The sequence below is a fragment of the Amycolatopsis melonis genome, assembly GCF_040064235.1.
Classification (GTDB): Bacteria; Actinomycetota; Actinomycetes; order Mycobacteriales; family Pseudonocardiaceae; genus Amycolatopsis; species Amycolatopsis melonis.
Window position 1 is genome coordinate 560986 of record NZ_JBDZYD010000003.1, and the last position, 22222, is coordinate 583207.

19 protein-coding genes are annotated in these 22222 nt (G+C 71.4%); 12 read left to right on the top strand and 7 right to left on the bottom strand.

The genetic code is table 11. The features are described from left to right. Window positions 1-65 precede the first annotated feature (65 nt). On the top strand, window positions 66-1469 hold the full coding sequence (gene dnaB / locus ABJI51_RS10640) for a replicative DNA helicase (protein WP_348949821.1): 1404 nt from the start codon (window positions 66-68) through the stop codon (window positions 1467-1469). Here dnaB and ABJI51_RS10645 read toward each other — a convergent pair. Beyond that, entirely contained in the window at window positions 1466-1918 is a 453-nt protein-coding gene (locus tag ABJI51_RS10645; protein ID WP_348949630.1) for a MarR family winged helix-turn-helix transcriptional regulator, read from the bottom strand. The two genes, dnaB and ABJI51_RS10645, sit on opposite strands and share 4 nt — an antisense overlap. Window positions 1919-1984: 66 nt before the next feature. On the opposite strand from ABJI51_RS10645, the gene ABJI51_RS10650 reads away from it, so the two are divergent. Together ABJI51_RS10650 and ABJI51_RS10655 are read left to right on the top strand one after the other, a co-directional pair. Beyond that, entirely contained in the window at window positions 1985-2377 is a 393-nt protein-coding gene (locus ABJI51_RS10650; protein ID WP_348949631.1) for a helix-turn-helix domain-containing protein, read from the top strand. Window positions 2378-2444: 67 nt separating this feature from the next. Next, complete coding sequence (locus ABJI51_RS10655) at window positions 2445-3215, top strand: dioxygenase family protein (RefSeq protein WP_348949633.1); 771 nt, start codon at window positions 2445-2447, stop codon at window positions 3213-3215. A 202-nt stretch (window positions 3216-3417) separates the two neighbouring features. On the opposite strand, the gene ABJI51_RS10660 is transcribed toward ABJI51_RS10655, so the two are convergent. Then, window positions 3418-6576 carry a beta strand repeat-containing protein gene (locus ABJI51_RS10660; protein ID WP_348949635.1) on the bottom strand — a complete coding sequence of 1053 codons (3159 nt, stop codon included), beginning with the start codon at window positions 6574-6576 and terminating at the stop codon, window positions 3418-3420. 189 nt (window positions 6577-6765) lie between these two features. Next, window positions 6766-7683, bottom strand: a complete 918-nt coding sequence (locus ABJI51_RS10665) for a hypothetical protein (protein WP_348949637.1) — start codon at window positions 7681-7683, stop codon at window positions 6766-6768. A 228-nt stretch (window positions 7684-7911) separates the two neighbouring features. On the opposite strand from ABJI51_RS10665, the gene ABJI51_RS10670 reads away from it, so the two are divergent. From ABJI51_RS10670 to ABJI51_RS10680, 3 genes are read left to right on the top strand one after another with little or no spacing between them, the layout of a single operon-like run. Further along, window positions 7912-9108, top strand: coding sequence for an AI-2E family transporter (locus tag ABJI51_RS10670; protein WP_348949638.1), 1197 nt, complete (start codon window positions 7912-7914; stop codon window positions 9106-9108). Beyond that, window positions 9105-10241 (top strand): MacS family sensor histidine kinase, encoded by a 1137-nt coding sequence (gene macS, locus ABJI51_RS10675; RefSeq protein WP_348949639.1) that lies wholly within the window; start codon window positions 9105-9107, stop codon window positions 10239-10241. Before ABJI51_RS10670 ends, macS begins: the two co-directional genes overlap by 4 nt. Next, entirely contained in the window at window positions 10238-10894 is a 657-nt protein-coding gene (locus tag ABJI51_RS10680) for a response regulator (RefSeq protein ID WP_348949641.1), read from the top strand. Before macS ends, ABJI51_RS10680 begins: the two co-directional genes overlap by 4 nt. Before the next feature lie 4 nt (window positions 10895-10898). Here the strand turns inward: ABJI51_RS10680 and ABJI51_RS10685 are convergent, their stop codons facing one another. Beyond that, window positions 10899-11801, bottom strand: a complete 903-nt coding sequence (locus ABJI51_RS10685; RefSeq protein WP_348949642.1) for a hypothetical protein — start codon at window positions 11799-11801, stop codon at window positions 10899-10901. Between the two features lie 219 nt (window positions 11802-12020). Here ABJI51_RS10685 and ABJI51_RS10690 point away from each other — a divergent pair, with 219 nt between their 5' ends. Continuing rightward, the gene (locus ABJI51_RS10690) at window positions 12021-12671 is read left to right on the top strand and encodes a DUF1707 SHOCT-like domain-containing protein (protein WP_348949644.1); all 651 of its coding nucleotides are present in this window, start codon (window positions 12021-12023) and stop codon (window positions 12669-12671) included. Between the two features lie 73 nt (window positions 12672-12744). Here ABJI51_RS10690 and ABJI51_RS10695 read toward each other — a convergent pair whose 3' ends face one another. Both ABJI51_RS10695 and ABJI51_RS10700 read right to left on the bottom strand, forming a co-directional pair. Then, on the bottom strand, window positions 12745-14127 hold the full coding sequence (locus tag ABJI51_RS10695) for an MFS transporter (protein ID WP_348949646.1): 1383 nt from the start codon (window positions 14125-14127) through the stop codon (window positions 12745-12747). 453 nt (window positions 14128-14580) lie between these two features. Further along, window positions 14581-15318 (bottom strand): GntR family transcriptional regulator, encoded by a 738-nt coding sequence (locus ABJI51_RS10700; RefSeq protein WP_348949648.1) that lies wholly within the window; start codon window positions 15316-15318, stop codon window positions 14581-14583. A 158-nt stretch (window positions 15319-15476) separates the two neighbouring features. Here ABJI51_RS10700 and ABJI51_RS10705 point away from each other — a divergent pair, with 158 nt between their 5' ends. The 5 genes from ABJI51_RS10705 to gcl all read left to right on the top strand — a co-directional run bounded on the left by ABJI51_RS10705 (window position 15477) and on the right by gcl (window position 21712). Further along, window positions 15477-16466 (top strand): 2-dehydropantoate 2-reductase, encoded by a 990-nt coding sequence (locus ABJI51_RS10705; RefSeq protein WP_348949650.1) that lies wholly within the window; start codon window positions 15477-15479, stop codon window positions 16464-16466. A 389-nt stretch (window positions 16467-16855) separates the two neighbouring features. Then, window positions 16856-18013, top strand: a complete 1158-nt coding sequence (locus ABJI51_RS10710) for an HNH endonuclease signature motif containing protein (protein WP_348949823.1) — start codon at window positions 16856-16858, stop codon at window positions 18011-18013. Window positions 18014-18322: 309 nt separating this feature from the next. Next, on the top strand, window positions 18323-19135 hold the full coding sequence (locus ABJI51_RS10715; protein ID WP_348949825.1) for a hydroxypyruvate isomerase family protein: 813 nt from the start codon (window positions 18323-18325) through the stop codon (window positions 19133-19135). Then, on the top strand, window positions 19132-20019 hold the full coding sequence (locus tag ABJI51_RS10720; RefSeq protein WP_348949652.1) for a 2-hydroxy-3-oxopropionate reductase: 888 nt from the start codon (window positions 19132-19134) through the stop codon (window positions 20017-20019). The genes ABJI51_RS10715 and ABJI51_RS10720 overlap by 4 nt, the downstream gene beginning before the upstream one ends. Window position 20020: 1 nt before the next feature. Next, the gene (gcl, locus tag ABJI51_RS10725) at window positions 20021-21712 is read left to right on the top strand and encodes a glyoxylate carboligase (RefSeq protein ID WP_348949653.1); all 1692 of its coding nucleotides are present in this window, start codon (window positions 20021-20023) and stop codon (window positions 21710-21712) included. A gap of 7 nt (window positions 21713-21719) precedes the next feature. Here gcl and ABJI51_RS10730 read toward each other — a convergent pair whose 3' ends face one another. Further along, entirely contained in the window at window positions 21720-22010 is a 291-nt protein-coding gene (locus tag ABJI51_RS10730; protein ID WP_348949655.1) for a hypothetical protein, read from the bottom strand. Window positions 22011-22222: the final 212 nt, after the last annotated feature.

Here is a 22222-nt window from a genome sequence, read left to right on the forward strand (position 1 = left end):
CTTCGAGAGCGAAGATCCGGCATAATCGAACGCGTGTTCGACACGATGAGGAGGTGTCCGAGGCGGTGGCGCTGACCGACGACCGCGGTCCGACGTACGCGGAGTCCGACCCGGGTCCGAGCGACCCCGGCTCCGGCGGGTTCGACCGCCAGCCACCACAGGACATCGCGGCCGAGCAGTCGGTGCTCGGCGGGATGCTGCTGTCCAAGGACGCGGTCGCCGACGTCATCGAAGCGCTCGGCCCCGACGACTTCTACCGGCCCGCGCACCAGGCCATCTACGACTGCATCCTCGACCTCTACGGCCGCGGCGAGCCTGCCGACCCGATCACGGTGTCGGCGGAGCTGGAGCGGCGCGGCGAGCTGGGCCGCGTCGGCGGCGCGCCCTACCTGCACACGCTGATCGCGACGGTGCCGACGGCCGCGAACGCGGGCTACTACGCGGAGATCGTCGCGGAGAAGGCGGTGCTGCGCCGGCTGGTCGAGGCGGGCACCCGGATCGTGCAGTACGGCTACGGCGCGGCGGCGGGCGACGGCGCGAACATCGACGAGGTGGTCGACCGCGCGCAGGCGGCGATCTACGACGTCACCGAGCGGCGGACCAGCGAGGACTACGTCGCGCTGGAAGAGCTGCTGCAGCCGACGATGGACGAGATCGACGCGATCGCCTCGCGCGGCGGCCAGTCACAGGGCATCCCGACCGGCTTCGCCGACTTCGACGAGCTGACCAACGGCCTGCACCCGGGCCAGATGATCATCGTCGCGGCCCGTCCCGGTGTCGGCAAGTCGACACTGGGCCTGGACTTCGCGCGGTCGGCGTCCATCCGGCACGGCCTGACCAGCGTCATCTTCTCGCTGGAAATGAGCCGCACCGAGATCGTCATGCGCATGCTCTCGGCCGAGGCCAAGATCCGCCTCGCCGACATGCGCGGCGGCAAGATGTCCGACGACGACTGGACGCGGCTGGCCCGCCGGATGAGCGAGGTGTCCGAGGCGCCGCTGTTCGTCGACGACTCGCCGAACATGACGATGATGGAGATCCGCGCGAAGGCCCGCCGTCTGAAGCAGCGTCACGACCTCAAGCTGGTCGTCCTCGACTACCTGCAGCTGATGACGTCCGGCAAGCGCGTCGAGTCGCGGCAGCAGGAGGTCTCGGAGTTCTCCCGGCAGATGAAGCTGCTGGCCAAGGAGCTCGAGGTGCCGGTGATCGCGATCAGCCAGCTGAACCGTGGTCCCGAACAGCGCACGGACAAGCGGCCGATGCTGTCCGACCTGCGTGAGTCCGGCTCCCTGGAGCAGGACGCCGACCTCGTCATCCTGGTCAACCGCCCGGACGCCTGGGAGCGCGACGACCCGCGGGCGGGCGAGGCGGACCTGATCATCGCCAAGCACCGTGCCGGGCCGACGGCGACGATCACCGTCGCGCACCAGCTGCACTACAGCCGGTTCGTCGACCTCTCGCACGACTAGCCGAGGGCGCTGTACCCGCGGACGAACGCCGTGAGGAGCCTGCCGAACGTCTCGCGGTCCTCCTCCGGCCAGTCCGCCATGACCTCGGCGAACACCCCGCGCCGGAAGGCGTGCATGTCGTCGAGGTGTGCCTGGCCCTCCGGTGTCGGCACGAGCACCGCGCGCCGCCCGTCGCGCTGGTCGGCTTCGCGGCGGAGCAGGCCTTGCTCGACCGCGCGCGCCACCAGGCGGCTGGCGCGCGGCTGGTCGACGCCCATCGCCGTGCTCAGTGCCGTCACCGTGCTGGGCTCGCCGCGTTCGGCGAGTTCCTCGACGACGTCGAGCAGCTCATACACCGGGTCGTGCGCGCCGCGACCGCGCGCCTTGCCGATCCGGCTCAGTGCCCGGCGCTGCTGGCTGCGGCGGATCGCGATCATGGCGCGCTCGACGTCGGCCACCGCGTCCGTCATGGTTGCCTCACCTCCGAACTACATGTACTTTTACATGTAGTTGTCCATCAACATTCAGGAGTCTCCATGAAACCCCTCGGCTGGTGGCTGCGCCACCTCCACGAGCTTCTCGAATCCTCCATGGGCCGGATCCTCGACGAGGAGTCGCTGACCCGGCGGCATTGGCAGGTACTCAACACGATCGCACTCGGCGCCCGCACGCCGGAGGAGGTCGACGAGGTCATGGCGCCGTTCGTCGCCGCGGACGGCTCGATGGCCCCGAAGATCGCCGACCTGCGCGAACGCGGCTGGGTCACGGAAACCGGCGAGCTGACAGCCGCGGGCCGCGAAGCTCACACGCGTGTCGAGCAGCGCGTCCAGGCCTTCCGCGCAACGGCGATCGACGGCATCGGCGACGACGACTACCGCACGACGATCCGCACGCTGGAGCGCTGCGCGGCCAACCTCGAAGCGGCCTGAGGAATATCCCGGGCCGCGCCGGCGTCGGATACTCTAGTAGTTGAATTTTCAATCACTGGAGCGCTCGATGACCCGCACGCCGGTTCTCTACCTCAGCCACGGCGCCCCGCCGCTCGCCGACGACGCCACCTGGACCCGCCAGCTCGCCGGCTGGGCGGCCGACCTGCCGAAGCCCCGCGCGATCCTGGTCGTGTCGGCGCACTGGGAGGAGGCACCGCTCACCATCGGCGCGACGACGACGGTGCCGCTCGTGTACGACTTCTGGGGCTTCCCCGAGCGCTACTACCAGGTGAAGTACGCGGCACCCGGCGCGCCGGAGCTGGCGGAGAAGGTGCGGAAGCTGCTGCGCTCGACAGCCACGCCGGTGCACGACGCGCCGGAGCGCGGCCTCGACCACGGCGCCTACGTGCCGCTGGTCGAGATGTACCCGGATGCCGACGTCCCGGTGCTGCAGGTGTCGATGCCGTCGCTCGACCCGCGGGAGCTGTTCGACCTGGGCCGCAAGCTGGCGCCGCTGCGCGACGAAGGCGTGCTGATCATCGGCAGCGGCTTCTTCACCCACAACCTGAGCGGCATGGCCCGCTCCGCCGACGGAACCCCGCCCGCCTGGTCGGCCGAGTTCGACCACTGGGGCGCGGAGGCCCTCGCCGGCGGCGACGTCGACACGCTGCTCGACTTCCGGCACAAGGCCCCGGCGGCCGCGCTGGCGCACCCGCGGATCGAGCACTTCGCCCCGCTGTTCGTCTCCCTGGGCGCCGGCTCGGCCGAAGCCGCCGGCCGCACGGTGATCGACGGCTTCTGGCACGGCCTCGCCAAGCGATCCCTCCAGTTCTCCTGACCCGCGAACGCGAACGAGCCCCAGGAGCCGGGTGGCTCCTGGGGCTCGCCGTCTCCAGGGAAGGAGAGCTTTCCGGGGTCCGTGATCGCGGGGAGGGGGCGTTCCGTGCGAGGTCGCCCTCGCGGCGCGGTGGAACGCCCGCCCGCGAAAACGGGGTCTGGGGCCGGGCGGACCCTGGCTGGGCCCGCCCGGCGTCACCGCACTACTTGCGCTTCACCAGGCCCAGCAGCTTCGCGAGGAAGCCGGTGGAGTCCAGGCCCGACATCGCCGGAACCTGAGCGGCCGGGGCGGCGCTGTCCAGCACCGGCAGCTTCGCGTTCACCGGCAGGGCCGGGGCGGCGGGCAGGGCCGGGAGACCACCCAGGGCGGGCAGCGCGGGCAGCGCGACCGGCAGGCCACCGGTCGGCAGGTCCGCACGCTCGGCGGGCAGGGCGGGCAGCGACGGCACGGCCGGCAGCGCCGGAACCGCGACGGGCAGGCCGGCGGCCGGCAGGTCCGCACGCTGCGTGCTGTGGCCCGGCAGGGCACCACCCAGCGCCGACAGCCCGGTCACCGCGGGCAGCGCCGAGGTCGACGGCAGGGTCGGCTTCGGCAGCGCCGGGACGCCGGAGATGCCACCCGGGGTCGGCAGGTGCGCCAGCTGCGACAGCCCGGCCAGCGGGCTGGTCACCGGCGGCACGTCGGCACGCTGGGTGCCGACCGGAGCCGTGGTGGGCAGCGCGGGCAGGCCCTGCAGCGGCAGCCCCGCCGTCGGCAGGCCACTGGCGAGCCCGGTCAGCGACGGCAGCTCGTCGGCCGCCATCTCCGAACCGTCGACCGGGAACGCGATGGCGTCCTCGGCCTCGTCGATGCTCGTCACGTCGGTCGCGTCCGCGGTGGCGACCCCGAGCAGCTCCAGGGGCACCCCGTAGATCTGCACCGGCAGCGCGAACGCGTGGTAGAAGTTGTAGCCCGACAGGCCGGACCCGTTGCCCTCGGTGACCGGCTCGCCACCGTTCTCCGTGGTCAGCGTGTTGTCGCCGACGGCGTGCGCGACGCCGCCCACGGTCACCGCGTCGCCGAACAGCTGCGCGATCGCGGTCACCGGGATGTCGAGGATGTTGCCGGAGATGGCCCCGTCGAGGCCCGACGTGGTGTCGTCGCCGGCGTTCTCCACCGAGGTCATGTTGATGCCGGTGCCCTTGGCGACACCCAGCGCGCTGACGGCGTCGCCGAAGACCTGCACCACCGGCAGCGCGTCCACGCCGACGATGTTGCCTGCCACGCTGCCGCGGTCACCGTTGGTGGTGGCGTCGCCGCCCGCCGCCGACTGCAGGTCGTTGGTGCCCGTGCCGGTGCCCAGCGCCGCCCCGGCGATCCCGTCGCCGAAGATGTTGCCGGCACCCGCGATCGGGGCCTTCACGATGTTGCCGGTCAACGCACCGTCCTGGCCGTCGGTCAGCGCGTCGCCGCCCGCCGAGGAGTCGGTGATGTTGTCGTTCTCGCCGGTGCCGATGCCGCCGAGGGCACCGCCGACACCCATCGCCTGCAGCGGCAGCGAGACCGGGGCCTCGATGATGTTGCCCGCGCCGGCACCCGCCGGGCCGTCGGCCGAGACGTCGCCGCCCGCGTGGGAGGTCGTGTCGGTCGAGCCCTTGCCGTGGCCCTGTCCGATGAACGCGCCACCGATGTTGGCGACCTGCACCGGCAGCGACGCCGGCACCGTGCCCAGGTTCGAGCTCAGGAAGCCGTTGTCGTCGTGGGTGCTGCCACCGCCGCCGCCGGAGACGACCTTGGTCTCGTCGGCCGAGCCGGAGCCCTGGCCGATGAACGAGCCGCCGATGCCGAAGACCTCGGCGGGCAGGCCGACCGGCACCTGGACGACGTTGCCCGAGCCGGACGAGTTGTTGCCCTGCGTGCCGTCGTACGCCCCGGCGGTGACCGTCTTGTCCTCGGTCGCCGCACCGGACGCGTTGCCGATGTGGCTGCCGCCGATGCCGAAGACCTCGGGCGCGCCCGCGGTCTGGGTGTTGATGATGTTGCCGCCGAGGACGGAGTCGTTGCCCCGGGTGTAGCTGCCGTTGCCGGCGTTGTCGTCGGTGGTGTTGTCGTGCGCGGCGTTCGCCTGGCCGATGTACGTGCCACCGATGCCGAAGGCCTCGACCGGCAGCGCGACCGACGGGTTCAGGACGTTGCCCGAGCCGCTCGCGTTGTCACCGGCGGTCTTGACGAAGCCACCCGAGTCGACAGTGCTGGAGGAGCTGCCGGATTCGGGGAGGCCCGAGGAGGCGTTGCCGATCCACGAGCCGGCGACACCCGCGACGTTCGCGATCGGGGACAGCGAGGCCGCCCCGCCGTTGCCGGACAGGAACGAGTCGTTGCCGCTGGTCTCGAGGTAGGTCGGGATGCCGAGGCTGCCCTCGCGCGTGTCCCCGGCCGTGGCGTCGGCGGAGGTGTTGCAGCCGTCGGAGTTCGACAGCGAGCCCCACACCGCACCGGAGTTGCAGTTGAACTTGACCGGCAGGGCGATCGGCGCACCGACCACGTTGCCCGACCCGGCGCTGTTGTCACCGGAGGTGAACAGCGAGCCGCCGGAGGTGGCGACCGTGTCGGCCGAGTAGCCGTGGCTCTGCCCGTTGCCGAGGATCCACGAAGCGGCGTTGCCGGTCACCTGGACCGGGGTGGCGAACTGGCCCGCCACGATGTTGCCCGAGAGGGCCGAGCCGTCGCCGTTCGTGTCGACGTTCCCGGTCTCGTTCGCGCTCTGGCTGGCCGACCCACCGGTCACGCGGCCGGTGCCGCCGGCGACGCCGCCGCCGTTGCCGGCGATCTGCACGGGGAGCGCCCAGTCGAGGGCGACCGCGTTGCCCGCGATGCTGGAGCCCTCGCCGGTCGTCGCGATGTCCTGGTTGTGGTCCCAGGTCTGGGTGTGGTTCCCGCCCTGGACGTTCGCGTCGCCGATCACGCCGATCGCGTTGTCCACGATCTGGATCGGGACGACGACGTCGCCGGTGACCTTGTTGCCCTTGAGCAGGTTGTGGCTCGGCGTGAAGGCGCCGGCGCCATCGGCCTTGGTGACACCGCCGAGGGTGCTCTGGCCGATCGGGCTGCCTTCGTCGACCTGCTTGACGGCCTCGTTCGCGGCCGTGGTGACCGGCTTGGCGCTCAGCTCCGTCTGCCCGGCGGGCAGGTCCAGCTGGCCGAGGGGGGTGCCGACCGCGTTGTTGGCTTCCTGGATCGGAACCGTGACGTTGAGGTCGAGCGGCGAGGCCGGGGTGTCGGGGTTGACGTTCTCGTCAGCCGAAGCGATGCCGGTACCCAGCATCAGCAACCCACCCGTGACAAGTGCGGTCTGGAGTCCGCGCTTTGCCCACGTCTGCATGGGGTTTTTCTCCTTTATTTCGGGTTCCCTTGCGGGCTCGTGGAGGTGCCTCGAACGGCACCAGAGGGGGATGGAACTTCTTGCGGGCGCACGAAAGCGCACCGCCGTGGCACGGATGGTTCGCGGACGCGGGGACGCCGTCAGATGAAGACGGACTTGGGTGCGTCAGCTACCCGTGCAGGGAGGTGTTCAGTCAGGAGTGACACCGGGCTGCTCGCCCGGGGTGCGCGCCGTCTGGCGCAGGCCGGCGCGGCTCATCGCCGCGACGGCGGTGTCGACGGCTTCGGTCGTCCAGAACGGAACGCCGAAGTTGAGGCCGTCGAGGTGTCCACCGGGGGCCGTGGTGCCACCCGGGGCGGTGGGGACGGACGGCGCAACCGGAAGCTGCGCCGGGGTCAGCGGCGACGGCAGGTCACGGTGCGCGTCGCGGGCCTTGCCCGCCGCACCGGTGCGCTCGTCGTGCTGGAAACCCGTCGGCATCGCGAGCGCGGCTCGCAACGCGGCGGGAAGTTCGACGGCCGAGACGGCGACCGTGTCCGTGGTCTGGCCGACCGGCGCGGTGACCGGCGCCTGCTCGACCGGGGCGAGACCCGGCAGCTGCGGGAGCAGGTCGCCCTCGCGGGCCGGGTCGAACAGCTGCCACACCTGGCGGCCGAAGTCCTTGGCAGGCTCGGGGGCGACGGTCTCCTCGAGGACCCGGCGGGCGTCCTCCGGCTTGCGGGCGATGTGCTCGACCGCGCCGAGGGTGCGCTGCACCGGGCTGACGACGGTGTCCGTGGCGAGGTCGGTGACCGAGTCGCTGACGCGCTCGGAGACCTCGTGCTCGAACACGCGCGGGCTGCTCCACTCCGTCGCGGCCTGCGGCGAGGTGGCGACCTCGCCGGAGACGTCCGAGACACCGCCGGTCACGTCGCCGAGGTCGCCGGCGGTCGCGTCGGCGACCGGCGCGACCGGAACGGAGACGGTGTCGGCGGAAGCGGCGGCGCCGGAAACGAGCCACGCGGCGGCCGTGCCGGCCACCGCGCCACCGAGGACGAACAGCACGCGCGACACGAGACGGCCGGCGCGCTGCGCGCCCTGCCCCTCGTTCGCCGCGGTGTTCGCCACTCGTGATCTCCTCGTGCTTGGTCCGTGATGGACGTGCCGTTGCGGAAGCGACCTAACCAAACCCGCGCCCCGCCGCGCATCCTCGACACGACTTGATGCCCCCATCGTGTGAAGAACACAGCGTGTAGCCCGTTCTGACGTCGGGTGATCACCGCTGGCCGTCCGGCATGCCGGACGCGGCAGGGCGAAAGCGGCCGGATCGGGCGGTCCAGCCGCTACGGTGAGCCGGTGAGCCACGCGCGACGCGAAGACCAGTTCCTGCCGGAGCACGAGGACATCACCGGGCTGATCCCCCGGGGCCTGCGCATCAGCGCGGCACTGGCGTGGCGGTTCATCGTGGTGGTCGCCGCGCTGTACGCCGTGGTCTGGGCGATCGGCTACCTGTCGGTCGTGGTGATCCCGCTGGGCATCGCGCTGCTGCTGTCCGCGCTGCTCGCGCCCGCGGTGCAGAAGCTGGTGGCGGTGAGGTTCCCGCGCGGGCTGGCGACGGCGATCGTGCTGATCGCCGGGCTCGCCGTGCTGGGCGGGCTGCTGACGTTCGTCGTCACGCAGTTCTCCTCCGGCCTGCCGCAGCTGCAGAAGCAGCTCAACGAAAGCCTCAACCAGATCAAGGACTGGCTGATCAACGGCCCGGCGCACCTGCGCCAGGAGCAGCTGCAGGACTTCATCAACCAGGTCTTCGGGTTCCTGCAGAACAACCAGGCCTGGCTCACCGACACCGCGCTGACCACGGCGAGCACGGTCGGCGAGATCGTCACCGGCTTCCTGCTCACGCTGTTCATCACGATCTTCTTCCTCAGCGGCGGCGAGACGATCTGGACGTTCCTCGTCCGCGGTGTGCCCGCGCGGGTGCGCAACCGGGTCGACGTCGCCGGGCGCCGCGGGTTCGCGTCGCTGGTCAGCTACGTGCGCGCGACGGCCGCGGTCGCTGTCGTCGACGCGGTCGGCATCGGCGTCGGGCTGTGGATCGTCGGCGTGCCGCTGGTGATCCCGCTGGCGACGCTGGTGTTCCTCGGCGCGTTCATCCCGATCATCGGCGCGGTGATCACCGGCGGCGTCGCGGTGCTGATCGCGCTGGTCACCAACGGCTTCATCGGCGCGGTGATCGTGCTCGCCATCGTCGTCGGCGTGATGCAGCTGGAAAGCCACGTGCTCCAGCCGCTGCTGCTCGGGCGCGCGGTGAAGCTGCACCCACTGGCCGTCGTGCTGGCGATCACCGGCGGCCTGGTCGTCGGCGGGATCGCGGGCGCGCTGATGGCCGTGCCGATCCTGGCGGTGCTCAACGCGGGCATCCGGTCGCTGCTGCACGAGACGGACCCGGACCCGGCCGAGGTCGACGTCCTCAAGGACCAGGCCGCGCAGCCGAACGACGCCGAGCCCGGGTCGCCGGGTGCGGAAGTGCCCACGCGCGGCGAAGAAGAATGACCGCCGCGCGCACTCCCGACCCGGTCACGCCGATGTGGCGGGGCGTGCTCGCCTTCCGCGTGCTCACCTGGGCGTTCGCCTGCGGCACCGTGATCGTCCAGAGCGGGCACTACCGGCGGGACTGGCTGGCCTGGACGGTGCTCGGCGTGATGGCGCTGTGGTCGGTGGTCAGCAGCTTCCTCTACCTGCGCGAGCGGACGCGGCCGCCGTGGCTGGTGGTCTTCGACCTGGTACTCACCACCGCGTTGCTGCTGACCTCGCCGTGGGTGCTCAGCGACGCGCAGTTCGCGCTGAACGTCCCGCTCATCACGACGGTGTGGGCGGCCGTGCCGCCGGTCGCCGCGGGCGCGCGGTTCGGCGCGGCGGGCGGGGTGCTCGCCGGGCTGGTGGTCGGCGTGGCGACCGGGATCGCGCGGGAGAAGTTCGACCTCGACGTCGCCCGCGACGGCGTCCTGCTCGCCGCCGCCGGCCTGCTGGTCGGCATGGCGGCGACGATGGGCCGCCGGTCCGCGGCCCGGCTGGAGCAGGCACTGCGCAAGGAAGCGGCCACGGCCGAGCGCGAGCGGCTGGCCCGCTCGATCCACGACAGCGTCCTGCAGGTGCTGGCCCGCGTCCGCAAGCGCGGCAACGAGGTCGGCGGCGAGGCGGCGGAGCTGGCCCGGCTGGCGGGCGAGCAGGAGATCGCCCTGCGGTCGCTGGTGACCACCGAGCCGGTCCGGCCCAACGACAGCGGCCGGACGAGCCTGCGAGCGGCGTTGCAGCTGCTCGCGACCTCGTCGGTGCAGGTATCGGCCCCGGCGGACGACGTCGAGCTGCCCGCCCACGTCACCGGCGAACTCCTCGCCGTGACCCGCGAAGCGCTGTCGAACGTCGAAAAGCACGCGGGCCCGGACGCGCACGCGTGGGTCCTGCTGGAGGACCTCGGCGACGAGGTCGTGGTGAGCATCCGCGACGACGGACCGGGCATTCCGGACGGCGTTCTCGAGCAGGCGGCGGCGGACGGGCACCTCGGCGTGGTGGAATCCATCCGGGGGCGGGTCCGCGACCTCGGCGGGAGCGCGACCCTCGACACCGGGCCCGGCCGGGGCACGGAGTGGGAGGTCAGGGTGCCGAAGGCGAAGGGTGCGAAATGAGCGAGCCGCGGATTTCGGTGATGGTGGTCGACGACCACCCGATCTGGCGGGACGGGGTGGCCCGTGACCTGACCGAGCACGGCTTCGACGTGCGGGCGACGGCACCGGACGCGGACGCGGCGCTGCGCATCGCGCGGACCGTGCAGCCGGACGTCGTGCTGATGGACCTCAACCTCGGCGGCAGCTCCGGGGTGGACGCCACCCGCGAGATCACCGCGGCACTGCCGTCGACGAAGGTGCTGGTGCTGTCGGCGAGCGGCGAGCACAAGGACGTCCTGGAGGCGGTGAAGGCGGGCGCGTCCGGCTACCTGGTGAAGTCGGCGTCCGCGGCGGAGCTGGTCGACGCGGTCCACCGGACCGCCGCCGGCGACCCGGTGTTCACCGCGGGACTGGCCGGGCTGGTGCTCGGGGAGTACCGGCGGATGGCCGACGCGCCCGCGGAAGGCGCCGAGCCGCCCCGGCTGACCGAGCGCGAAACCGACGTCCTGCGCCTGGTGGCGAAGGGACTGACCGCGCGGCAGATCGCCGAGCGGCTGGTGCTGTCGCACCGGACGGTCGAGAACCACGTGCAGTCGACGCTGCGGAAGCTGCAGCTGCACAACCGCGTCGAGCTGGCCAGGTACGCGATCGAGCACGGCCTCGACGACGCGTGAGGGTTCAGGGGAGGACGGCGATCCCCGACCAGTCGCCCGGCGGCAGCGCGGCCGTGCCCATGCGCCACTGCGGTTCGCCCGGGTGCCAGGCGGCGAGGACGCCGTCGGCCAGCACGAGGTCGCCGTCTTCGCTCCAGTCGATGCCGCCGCCGCGCTTGAGGTGCTCGGTGATGAACGGCATCCCCGGCGCGTGCTCCCAGGTCCGGGTGTCCGGCCGGAGCAACCAGATGTCCCGCGTCTGCACGGGCCCGCGATAGGACGGGTTGGCGAAGTCGACGGCGAAGATCCGGCCGTCCCGCGACGGGACGACGGTCGGCGGGCCGCCGCTCACCGGCCTGGTGAGCGGGGTGGTGCGGCCGTCGCGCAGGTCGAGCAGGCTCAGGTCGGTGAAGCCGTCGAGCAGCAGCCAGTCGCCGGCGGCCCCGAGGATGCGGGGGTGCTGGCGGACCGAACGGCCGGTCCGCGGGTCGATCAGCACGTCCGCCGACTCGGCGGAGCCCGAGTGGACGGTGATCAGCAGGCCGTGCCGGATTTCGCCGCGGACCTGGACCCGGCAGCCGGCGGGCCCGCCGCGGCCGAAGTCGCCACCGGCAAGCGAAACGTGCTGGAGGCGGCAGTTGTCCGTGGAGTCCTGCCGGACCAGCCAGACGCCGTCGCCCGCGGCGTCCGGCGCGACCGACCACGCCTGGCCGAGGGACCGCGGCGGGCTCGCCGGGCCGGTGTACTCGAGGATTTCGAAGGGTTCGGTGCTGTGCGTGTACGGCGGGTAGACCGTCAGGACGACGTGCTCGCCGACGCGCAGCACGCTCAGGACCCGGTTCCCGTCCGGGTAGCCGGGCGGGGTGGCCACGGGTCCGTGGTCGGCGTCGAAGACGGTCGGGCCGGTGGTCGGGAGCAGCGCCGTCACCCCGATCCCGCCGGTGCCCCGGACCCCCAGCAGGCCTTCCGGAGGGTCGGGCGCGGGACTCGGTGAAGCCGTCGTGGCCGGCGGTGGCGGCGGCGGGGTTTCGGCCGTGCACCCGGGCAGCAGGAAGAGGGCCGCGACGACCGCGGCACCGCGGAATACGGGTCCGTTCAGGGTTTTCCCCCGATCTCCCTGGTGAAATCCGGTTCTACCATCGTGGGCATGGGCCAGGAAGAGACTCCGGTGACCGACACCAAGCCGTTGAGCGAGCGCGATCTGCGGGTGTCCGACGACGAACGCGAGCACGTCGTGGGGGTGCTGCAGAAGGCGATCGGCCGCGGCATGATCGACCTCGACGAGTTCACCGAGCGCACCGACCGCGCACTGGCGTCGCGGACCCGCGGCGAGCTGAACGCGGTGCTGGCCGACCTGGCCGGCCTCTACCACCCGGCCGCGGCCGTCGCCGCCGCTCCGGCGTACGCGCCGCCGACGGGCTACAGCGGCTACCCCGCAGGGCAGCGCTTCGAGCTGAACGCGAAGTACTCGTCGCTGCACCGCGGCGGGCCGTGGGTGGTGCCGTCGGAGCTGGTCGTGCGCAACAAGTACGGCTCGACGAAGCTGGACTTCACCGAGGCCCAGGTCCAGTCGCCGGTGGTGCACATCGAGCTGGACGCCAAGTGGGGCTCGGTCGAAATCATCATCCCGGAGCACGCCGCGGTGGACGTCAACGCGATCAGCGACGTCACGCTCGGCTCGCTCGAGGACAAGACCCGCAGCAACGGGCGGATGGGCAATCCGCGCTACGTGCTGACCGGCCGGATCCACGGCGGATCGCTGGTCATCCGCCACCCGCGGCGCGGTCTCTTCGGCTAGCCGGGGTCCCTCTGCCCCCGGCAACCGGCAAGGCCTCCCCACCCCCGGCATCGGGTGGGGAGGCCTTCGCCCGTCAGGCGGCCCGCAGGTTCTTCACGACGAACCGGACGAGGACGGCGAAGGCGACGGCGGCGAGCCCGGCGACGACGTGCAGCCCGGCGGCGAACCCGTGGGCGCGGACGACGGCGCCGCCCAGCGTGCCGACGGTCGCGAGGCCGAAGGAGTACCCGAACTCGTTGACGGTCTGGGCGAGCGCGGAGGCGGCCCCGGCCTTGCGCACCGGAACCGAGCCGACGACGAGGTCGGTGCCCAGCGCGACCATGGGCCCGACCCCCAGCGACGTCACGGCGAAGCCGAGCGCGGGCCACACGGGCCCGCCGGCGGCGTCGGCGAAGACGAGCGTCGCCATCCCGGCGGCGGCGAGGGCCACCCCGCCGGCGATCAGGCCACGGGCCGGGAACCGCCGGGCGAGGACCGGCGCGGCGAGGAAGCTGACGGTCGAGGCGGCCATCCCCGGCAGCAGCCCGAGCGCGGCCCCGACCGGCGAGAGCCGCTGGGCGAGCTGGAAGAACTGCGCGACGAACAGCATGGTGGTGCCCCCGAGCATGCTGAACAGCAGCATCCCGCCGAGGGTGGTGCGGAAGGCGGGAACGGCGAACAGGCTCAGGTCGACGAGCGGGTCGTCGAGCGTCCGCTGCCGCTGCACGAAGACGTACCCGACGGCCAGCCCGGCCACGAGCGCGGCGACGGGCACGAGGTGGACACCGTCCCGCGCGAGTTCCTTGACGCCGTAGACGGCGGGCAGGATGGCCCCGAGCGAGAGGGCGACACTCGGCAGATCGAGCCGGCCGGCGGTCTCGTCGCGGTACTCGGGCAGCAGCTTCGGGCCGAGGACCAGCAGCAGGACCATGGCGGGCACGCCGAGCAGGAAGACCGAGCCCCACCAGAAGTGTTCGAGCAGGAAGCCGCCGACCACGGGCCCGACGATCGCCCCGACGGTGAAGCACCCGGCCCAGATCCCGATGGCCTCGGCCCGCTGCCGCGGATCCCGGAACATGGTGCCGATGAGCGAGAGGGTCGACGGAGCCAGCGTCGCCCCGGCAATCCCCAGCACGGCCCGCGCCCCGATGAGCATGGCGGCACTGGTGGAGAAGGCGGCAACCACGGAGGCGGCCCCGAAGGCGGCGGCCCCGGCAAGCAGCAGCTTCCGCCGCCCGATCCGGTCACCGAGGGTCCCCATGGTGACCATGAAACCGGCGATCAGGAAGCCGTAGACGTCCATGATCCAGAGCTGTTCGGTGCCATCGGCATGCAGGGCATCGGCCAGCCGCGGAAGGGCGAGAACGAGGACGAAGACGTCCAGCGAGACAAGCAGGGCAGGCAGCGCCAGCACGGCCAGCCCAACCCATTCCCGGCGCCCGGCCCGCAGAGCGGGGGCTTCGACGGTGGCGGTCATGAGGACGTCCTCTCTGTTCGGCTTTCACCTCCTCGTCGAGCGAACACACCCGGGATCGACAACCCGCCGCGATTTCTTGCGCCGGTTTTCTTGCACCGAAGGCCGCCCCGGCGATTTCCGGGACGGCCTTCGGCAGGTGGGGTTGTCCACACCCCTCGAACAATGTGGACAGCTCCGCATGATCAGCTTCGCACAGTCCGGCACTGTCGGTGATGACCGATAGACTGAAAGTGGGGGGGGCGCCCCCAGGGGCGGGGGGTGTTTTGCCGCTTTCGCCTGGGGGGAGGGCCTGGCAGCCGGTTCCCGGGCCCCCCCCCCCCCCCCCCGGGGGGGGGGGGGGGGGGGGGGGGGGGGGGCGGGCGGCCGGCGGGCGGGGCCCCCCCCCCCGCCCCCCCCCGGGGGGGGCCCCCGCGGCCGCCTGCCGCGACCGGCGGCTAACCGGGCCCGATGCGGTCAGGAGCGAGACGCCTCCGGACGTTCGTGGTAGGCCTGGCGGGTCCGTTCGGTGTGCTTGGCCATGATCTGCTCGGCGGCGTCGACGTCGCCGTCGGAGATGGCGTGGATCAGTTCGTCGTGCTCGTTCCACGCGTCGTGGCCGCGGGGCCGGGCGATCGGCGTGTAGTACCAGCGGACCCGCCGGTCGACCAGGCCGATCAGTTCCGCGAGCACGGCGTTGCCCGACAGCTCGGTGATGAACGCGTGCAGGGCGGCGTTGGCGGCCACCAGGCCTTCGGTGTCGTCCTCGGTGAGCGCCGTGACGCCGACGTTCTGCAGTTCCCACAGGCGCCGGACGTCTTCGCGGGTGGCCCGCGCGGCGGCGAGCTTGGCGGAGTAGGTCTCCAGCACGCTGCGGACGCTGAGCAGCTGGTCGGCCTCCTCGTCGGTCGGCTGGTGGACGAAGGCGCCCTGCGCGGGTCGGAGGTCGACCCAGCCTTCGCTCTGCAGCCGCTGCAGGGCTTCGCGGACGGGCTGCCTGCTGACGCCGAGGTACTCGGCCAGGTCGGCCTCGACCAGGTGCTGCCCGGGTTCGAGCGTGCGGTTGACGATCAGCTCGGCGAGGGCCTCGTAGACGACCTGGCGCAGCGGGGCCGGCCGTTCCACCCGCTTGGCGGGGGCCGAGCCGAGCGCGCCCTTGGCCGAGCGGCGGCCGGTGGGACCGCGGTCTGGGAGCGGGGAAGCGGGCTGGCTCACGGGACACCTCGGAAGGAAGAAGGGAAGTGGTGCTCGATGCCCAGGATACAGGTTTTGGTATGCAAAATCCCAAACTCGGCCGATTTCCGCCGTTCGTGGTCGGCGTCAGACGATGCAGAATACTGTATGCAATCATGGATTGAGCTGGGAGGCGACGCATGAAGGTGGCTGTTCTCGGGGCCGGGGCGATCGGCGCCTACGTCGGAGCCGCACTCCATCGCGGCGGAACCGAGGTCCACCTGATCGCCCGACGAGCCCACCTGGCGGCGATGCGCGAGCACGGCGTCCGCGTGCTCAGCCCGCGTGGCGACTTTACCGCCCACCCGCACGTCACCGACAACCCCGCCGAAGTCGGCGAAGTGGACTACGTCTTCCTCGGCCTGAAGGCCAACTCCTACGCGACGTGCGGGCCCCTGCTGGCGCCGCTGCTGGGCCCGGACACCGCGATCGTGGCCGCCCAGAACGGGATCCCGTGGTGGTACTTCCACGGCCTGACGGGACATCCGCTCGAAGGACGGCGGATCGAGACCGTCGACCCGGGCGGCGCGGTGACCGCGGTACTCGGGCTGCGGCGCGCGATCGGCTGCGTCGTCTACTGCTCGACGGTGATCGAGGAGCCGGGCGTGATCCGGCACCTGGAAGGCACCCGGTTCTCCCTCGGCGAGCCGGACGGCCGGATCTCCGCACGCTGCCGGACGCTGGCCGCCGCGATGGCAGGCGGCGGCCTCAAGGCGCCCGTCGAACCCGACCTGCGCAACGACATCTGGGTCAAGCTGATGGGCAACGTCGCCTTCAACCCGCTGTCGGCGCTGACCCGCGCGACGATGGCACAGATCTGCGAGCACGACGAGACACGCGCACTCGTCGCGACGATGATGACCGAGACCCTGGAGATCGCCCGCGCGGCGGGCAGCAACCCGCAAATCTCGGTCGAGAAGCGCATCGACGGCGCCTGGCGCGTCGGTCACCACAAGACATCGATGCTGCAGGACCTCGAAGCGGGCAAGCCACTGGAGACCGACGCAATCATCGGCGCGGTCGTCGAGCTGGCAGGCCTGACCGGCGTGCCCGCGCCTGCCCTGCGTCACATCCACGCGGCCATCGGCCTGCTCGACCACACCAGCCGCGTCCCCGCCGGGGCGCCCTGACCGGAGCGTTCCGTGAACCGCAGGAAGAACGAGCTGCGCGGCTGACTGGCCCGAGGTTCTCGATCGGGCCGCCGCCCGCTCGACGGCAAGTGACCTCAGGCATTCGGGATGTTCTCGTGCGCGCGGATCGTTTCGGCCCTCACGTCGAGACAGTGGTGCAACCGGCCTTTGTGGACAATGAGCTGTACGTCCGAGACTGCGGCGAAGTGCATCCACTGCTACGCGTGCGCGAGCAGCGGCGGCATGTCGAGAAGTGAAGACTTGGTTTCACCTCGTCGAGTGATGACGGGTGTTCGAAGGTCGGGCAATCTGGGTTTGTGGACAGGAACTTCGTCTGGCAGGCCGATGCGGTGGCAATCGCCGACCGCGTCGGTGAGCTGCTCGCGACCATGAGGTCATGCGAGGCCGAGCTTGGGTCTCTTCTCGTTGGTGTCGAGCAGCGCGGTGTCATGGAGTTGTTCGGATATCGTTCTGTGGCGCGGTTTCTGGAGCATCTCGCCGATCTGCCACGGCAGGCCGCTGAGGTTCTGGTCAAGCGGGCTCGGCAGCTTCATCCCGGGCTGAACCTTGATGGCACACCGATTCCTCCGCTCGCTCCCGCCACCGCCGTCGCGGCGCGGGAGGGGCGGTTGAGCAACCCGATGATCGACACCATCGTTTCCGTGCTGCGGGACGTTCCTGCCGAGCACCAAGACCGCGTGGAACAGGACCTGCTGGGCTTCGCGGCCGATGCCGGGCACAAGCAGGTCGCCGCGTTGGGTGCGCGGATTCTGGCTCACCTTGTGTCGGACGGGCGGGAGCCGGTGGAGACCGAACCTGGGCGGCCGGATCGGGAGTTGTCGTTGCGACGTAAGAGATCCGGGGTGTGGGAGCTGCACGGCCGGTTCGATGACGAGACCGGGGCCCGGGCCAGCGCGGTGCTGGATGCCCTCGCTCAGCGGCGTGCCACCGATGAAGGCCCGGATCTGCGGTCGCCGTTGGAACGTTATGGCGATGCGTTCTCCGATGCGATGGATCTGGCGGCGAACTCGCCGGAGCTGCCGATGCAGGCCGGGGAGCGGGCGCATGTGATGGTCGCGATCTCGCTGGAAGACTTGAAGACCGGTATCGGCACAGCGCTCCTGGGTGATACCGGGACGATTTCTGCGGCCGAGGCGCGGCTGCATGCGTGTGACTGCATGGTGATCCCGGCGGTGCTGGGTAGCAGTAGTGAGCCACTGGATGTGGGGCGGTTGCGGCGGCTGGTTCCGCCCGGGATCCGCCGGGCGTTGTATCTACGGGACCGCGGGTGCGCGTTCCCGGGCTGTCATCGGCCGCCACGGCATTGCCAGGGTCACCACATCCGGCACTGGTCCGAAGGAGGACCCACCGAGCTGGGGAACCTGGTGCTGATGTGCGCCCATCACCATCGGCTGTTGCATCGGTCCGGGTGGGAAGTGCGGATCGCGGCCGATGGGTTACCGGAGTTCCTGCCACCGACCTGGCTGGACAGGCGCCGGAAACCGCGGCGCAACAACCTCCACGAGCCGCTTCCCTTCGCAGCGTGACGGGGACAGGCCCGCAGCCACACGGCTACGGGCCTACACCCACGTCCGCTGAGTGGTTTGGACCTGGGCCGGTCGGCTTCCACGCATCCCGCGGCTGTGCGCTGCCCGGCTGATGATCGAGTGCCCGTAGTGGAGCCTCGACTGGGCAATCGCGCAAACACAGCGCGGGCGAGGTTGTCCCAGCCGTCCCGACCGACGGTGTTGGTTCGCCGGCCCGCATACCCCCTTCGACCGTTGACCCCGCTCCCGCTGACCAGCTATTCTCGATATACGAAAGAAAAATTCCGCATAGCGAAATTCGAGGTAGCAATGCCAACAGACGGCCACTCCCTGCCGTACGTCGCCAACCTGTCGATCCTCTTCAAGGAGGTCCCTCTCCTCGAACGTGCCGCCGCTGCGCGGGAGGCCGGGTTCACCGATGTCGAGTTCTGGTGGCCGTTCGACTCCGCCGTGCCCGCGCGTGACGACGTCGATGCCTTCGTTCGCAGTCTCGACGGGGTTCGGCTGCGGGGCCTGAACTTCTACGCCGGGGACATGGCTGCGGGGGAGCGGGGCCTCGTCTCGTGGATCGGGCGGGAGGCCGAGTTCGCCGACAGTCTCGACGTCGCCCTCAAGATCGCCGAACGGACCGGGTGCCGCAGCTTCAACGCCCTCTACGGCAACCGGCTCGACGGCGAGGACCCCGCCAAGCAGGACGATCTCGCGCGCGTGCACCTCGGCAAGGCCGCTGATGCCGCCGCGCAGATCGGGGCTCAGTTGGTCCTCGAACCTCTCTCCGGCGCCGAGCGCTATCCGCTCAAGACCGCCGCTGATGCCGTGGCCGTGCTCGAGGATCTCGGGCGCCACAACGTTCGGCTGCTGGCCGATCTCTACCACCTTGCAGTCAACGGGGACGATCTCGGCGCGCTCGCCACGCAGCACATCTCGCGGATCGGGCACGTGCAGATCGCCGACGCGCCCGGGCGGCACCAGCCCGGGACCGGCTCGCTCGACCTCGACCGTCACCTCGCCGGCCTGCAGAACGCGGGCTACTCCGGGTTCGTCGGGATCGAGTACGTCCCCGAACCCGACACCCTCTCGTCGCTGGACTGGCTGCCGATCACCCGAAGGGGACAAGCATGAAACTGGGATTCATCGGGCTGGGCGTGATGGGCGCCCCGATGGCCGCGCACCTCGTTGCCGCCGGGCACGACGTCAGCGGCTTCGACGTCAACGCCGCCGCCCGCGGGAAACTCGAAGCCGCCGGTGGGCGGGCCGCCGGGGATGCCGGGGACGCCGTTGCCGGGGCCGACGTCGTGATCACGATGCTGCCCGATCACCCGCAGGTCGAGGCGGTCGTGCTGGGTGCCGGTGGCGTTCTCGACGTCGCCGGGCGCGGCACGCTCCTGATCGACATGAGCACCATCCGGCCGGAGACCTCGATCGCCGTTGCGGAAGCCGCTCGGGACAAGGACATCCGGGTGCTCGACGCGCCCGTCTCCGGCGGGCAGGCCGGGGCCGAACAGGCCACACTGTCCATTATGGTCGGTGGAAGTGAGGCAGACTTCGCGGCGGCCAAGCCGGTGCTGGAAGTGCTCGGCAAGACCATCGTGCACGTCGGGCCGCACGGGTCCGGGCAGGTCGTCAAGGCCGCGAACCAGCTTGTGGTGGGCGGGATCTACGGCCTGGTCGCGGAGGCGATCGTGCTGCTGGAAGCGTCCGGTGTGGACGCCGCCACCGGGCTCGACGTGCTCGCCGGGGGACTGGCTGGCAGCCGGATCCTCGAACTCAAGCGTAAGTCCATGGTGGACCGGCAGTTCGGGCCCGGGTTCCGGATCGACCTGCACCACAAGGACATGGGCATCGCGCTGGCCGCCGCCCGGCAGGCCGATGTCGCGCTGCCGCTCACCGGGCTGGTCGCCCAGCTCGTCGCCGCCGGCCGTGCCATGGGGTACGGCTCCCTGGACCACTCGGCCTTGCTGAAGGTCGCCGAACAGTTGTCGGGCCGCGTCCCGGCGGAGGTGTGACATGCCCAGAATCCCCGCGATGCAGGCGGTCGTCGACGTCCTGGAAAGCGAAGGCGTCGACACCGTCTTCGGCTGCCCCGGCGCCGCCATCCTCCCGCTGTATAACGCCCTACAAGGCCGGGCGATCGAGCACCTGATCGTCCGTCACGAAGAAGGCGCGACACACATGGCCGACGGCTGGGCCAGGACGAACGGCAACGTCGGTGTCGCCATCGGCACGTCCGGCCCGGCCGGGACCAACATGATCACCGGGCTCTACACCGCGCACGCGGACTCGATCCCGATCCTCTGCATCACCGGCCAGGCCGCGACCACCAAGCTGCACCAGGAGGCGTTCCAGGCGGTCGACATCGTCGAGATCGCCAAGCCGGTGACGAAGTGGGCGGTGCAGGTCAAGGAGGCCGCGCAGCTGCCGTGGATCTTCCGCGAGGCCTTCCGGATCGCCCGCTCCGGCCGTCCCGGGCCGGTGCTCATCGACCTGCCGATCGACGTCCAGAAGCAGGACATCGAGTGGGACTCCTCGATCGACTCGCCGCTGCCCGTCACCCGGGTCACCCCGGCCCCAGCCCGGGTCGAGCGCGCGCTGGACCTGCTGCTGGCCGCCGAGCGCCCGCTGATCCTGGCCGGCGGCGGGGTCGTCCTCGGCGAGGCGAGCGAGCGGCTGCGGACCGTGGCCGAGCGGCTCGACGTCCCGGTGCAGGTGACGCTGATGGGGAAGGGCAGCTTCCCGGAGGACCACGAGCTGTTCGCCGGGATGGCCGGGATCCAGACCTCGCAGCGCTGGGCCAACGCCGCCTTCCTGGAGTCCGACCTGGTGCTGGCGCTCGGCGCCCGGTTCGGCGACCGGCACACCGGGGAGCTGTCGGTCTACCGCGGCGACCGGAAGTTCGTCCACGTCGACATCGAGCCCACCCAGCTGGGCAAGGTGTTCGGGCCGGACCTCGGGATCGTCTCGGACACGCGCGAGTTCCTCGACGCGCTCCTGGCGGCGCTGGAGAACCGCGAGCCGAAGCCGCGGCGGGAGTGGGTCGGCCGGATCGGCGAGCTGAAGGAGGCGCTGCCGCGGCGTGACGACTTCGACACGCTGCCGATCAAGGCGCCGCGCGTGTTCAAGGAGATCAACGAGACCTTCGGCGAGGACACCTACTTCGTCACCGCGATCGGGCTTTACCAGATCTGGTCGGGCCAGTTCCAGAAGGCGCACAAGCCGCGGCACTACCAGGTCTGCGGCCAGGCGGGCCCGCTCGGCTGGGAGATCCCGGCGGCGATCGGGGTGAAGAAGGCGCGGCCGGAGGCCGAGGTCGTCGGCGTGGTCGGCGACTACTCGTTCCAGTTCCTGGTCGAGGAGCTGGCCGTGGCCGCCCAGTACGACGTCGGGTTCGTGCTGGTCATGCTCAACAACGAGTATCTCGGGCTGATCCGCCAGGCCGAGACCGGCTACGAGATGAACTTCGAGGTCGACATCCACTACGACACGATCGGCACGGACAACGTGAAGATCATGGAGGCCTACGGCTGCTCCGGCACGCGGGTGCACGAGCCGGGGGAGATCCGCACGTCCCTGGAGTGGGCGCGCAAGGAGGCCGAGCGTACCAGCCGCCCGGTGCTGGTGGAGATCATGGTCGAGCGCGAGGGCAACGCCGCCATGGGCGCCGCCCTCGACGCCGTCCGCGAGTTCGAGCCGGCGGGCTGATCCCGGCTCAGGCCACGACGGCGAGCAGCTCGTCGCTGGAGAGACCGGCCAGGTTCACGCGGGTGCCGGCCCCGGGCGCGGCGATGAAGCCGGGGCCGCGCACGACGTCGTTGGCGAAGGCCTTGTAGAAGTTCTGGCGCTGGGCGGCGAACTTCGCGGCCTGGGCCAGCTCGGCCTGGCCGGCGATCGCGCGGACGATCGTGGCGAACAGGCAGGCGACCGGCAGGCCGGGTGCCTGGACCTCCAGCGGGGTGATGGCGTCGGCGGCCGCGGCGGCCTTTTCGATCCGGTTGAACATCGTTGCTCCTGAAACAGCACGGAAGGGGACCTGACATCCGACGGTAACCACGCCGCGGACGGCGCCGGCGGCGCATGTGCGGTGGCACACCCGCAGGTTCCGCTGTTCGCGGAGGACGTTCAGCATCACGCGGCCGCCGTGCGAGACCCCGATCTCGCACGGCGGCCGTTGCCGTGCCCGCGGTCGGCCGGTTGTCGGAAAGTACAAACCCG

What these genes read in the sequence shown, in the direction of transcription:
- ABJI51_RS10645 (WP_348949630.1), bottom strand. Translation starts at nt 1,918, where the DNA reads ATGACGGACGCGGTGGCCGACGTCGAGCGCGCCATGATCGCGATCCGC.
- ABJI51_RS10650 (WP_348949631.1), top strand. Translation starts at nt 1,985, where the DNA reads ATGAAACCCCTCGGCTGGTGGCTGCGCCACCTCCACGAGCTTCTCGAA.
- ABJI51_RS10655 (WP_348949633.1), top strand. Translation starts at nt 2,445, where the DNA reads ATGACCCGCACGCCGGTTCTCTACCTCAGCCACGGCGCCCCGCCGCTC.
- ABJI51_RS10660 (WP_348949635.1), bottom strand. Translation starts at nt 6,576, where the DNA reads ATGCAGACGTGGGCAAAGCGCGGACTCCAGACCGCACTTGTCACGGGT.
- macS (WP_348949639.1), top strand. Translation starts at nt 9,105, where the DNA reads ATGACCGCCGCGCGCACTCCCGACCCGGTCACGCCGATGTGGCGGGGC.
- ABJI51_RS10680 (WP_348949641.1), top strand. Translation starts at nt 10,238, where the DNA reads ATGAGCGAGCCGCGGATTTCGGTGATGGTGGTCGACGACCACCCGATC.
- ABJI51_RS10690 (WP_348949644.1), top strand. Translation starts at nt 12,021, where the DNA reads ATGGGCCAGGAAGAGACTCCGGTGACCGACACCAAGCCGTTGAGCGAG.
- ABJI51_RS10695 (WP_348949646.1), bottom strand. Translation starts at nt 14,127, where the DNA reads ATGACCGCCACCGTCGAAGCCCCCGCTCTGCGGGCCGGGCGCCGGGAA.
- ABJI51_RS10705 (WP_348949650.1), top strand. Translation starts at nt 15,477, where the DNA reads ATGAAGGTGGCTGTTCTCGGGGCCGGGGCGATCGGCGCCTACGTCGGA.
- ABJI51_RS10710 (WP_348949823.1), top strand. Translation starts at nt 16,856, where the DNA reads ATGAGGTCATGCGAGGCCGAGCTTGGGTCTCTTCTCGTTGGTGTCGAG.
- ABJI51_RS10715 (WP_348949825.1), top strand. Translation starts at nt 18,323, where the DNA reads ATGCCAACAGACGGCCACTCCCTGCCGTACGTCGCCAACCTGTCGATC.
- ABJI51_RS10720 (WP_348949652.1), top strand. Translation starts at nt 19,132, where the DNA reads ATGAAACTGGGATTCATCGGGCTGGGCGTGATGGGCGCCCCGATGGCC.
- gcl (WP_348949653.1), top strand. Translation starts at nt 20,021, where the DNA reads ATGCCCAGAATCCCCGCGATGCAGGCGGTCGTCGACGTCCTGGAAAGC.
- ABJI51_RS10730 (WP_348949655.1), bottom strand. Translation starts at nt 22,010, where the DNA reads ATGTTCAACCGGATCGAAAAGGCCGCCGCGGCCGCCGACGCCATCACC.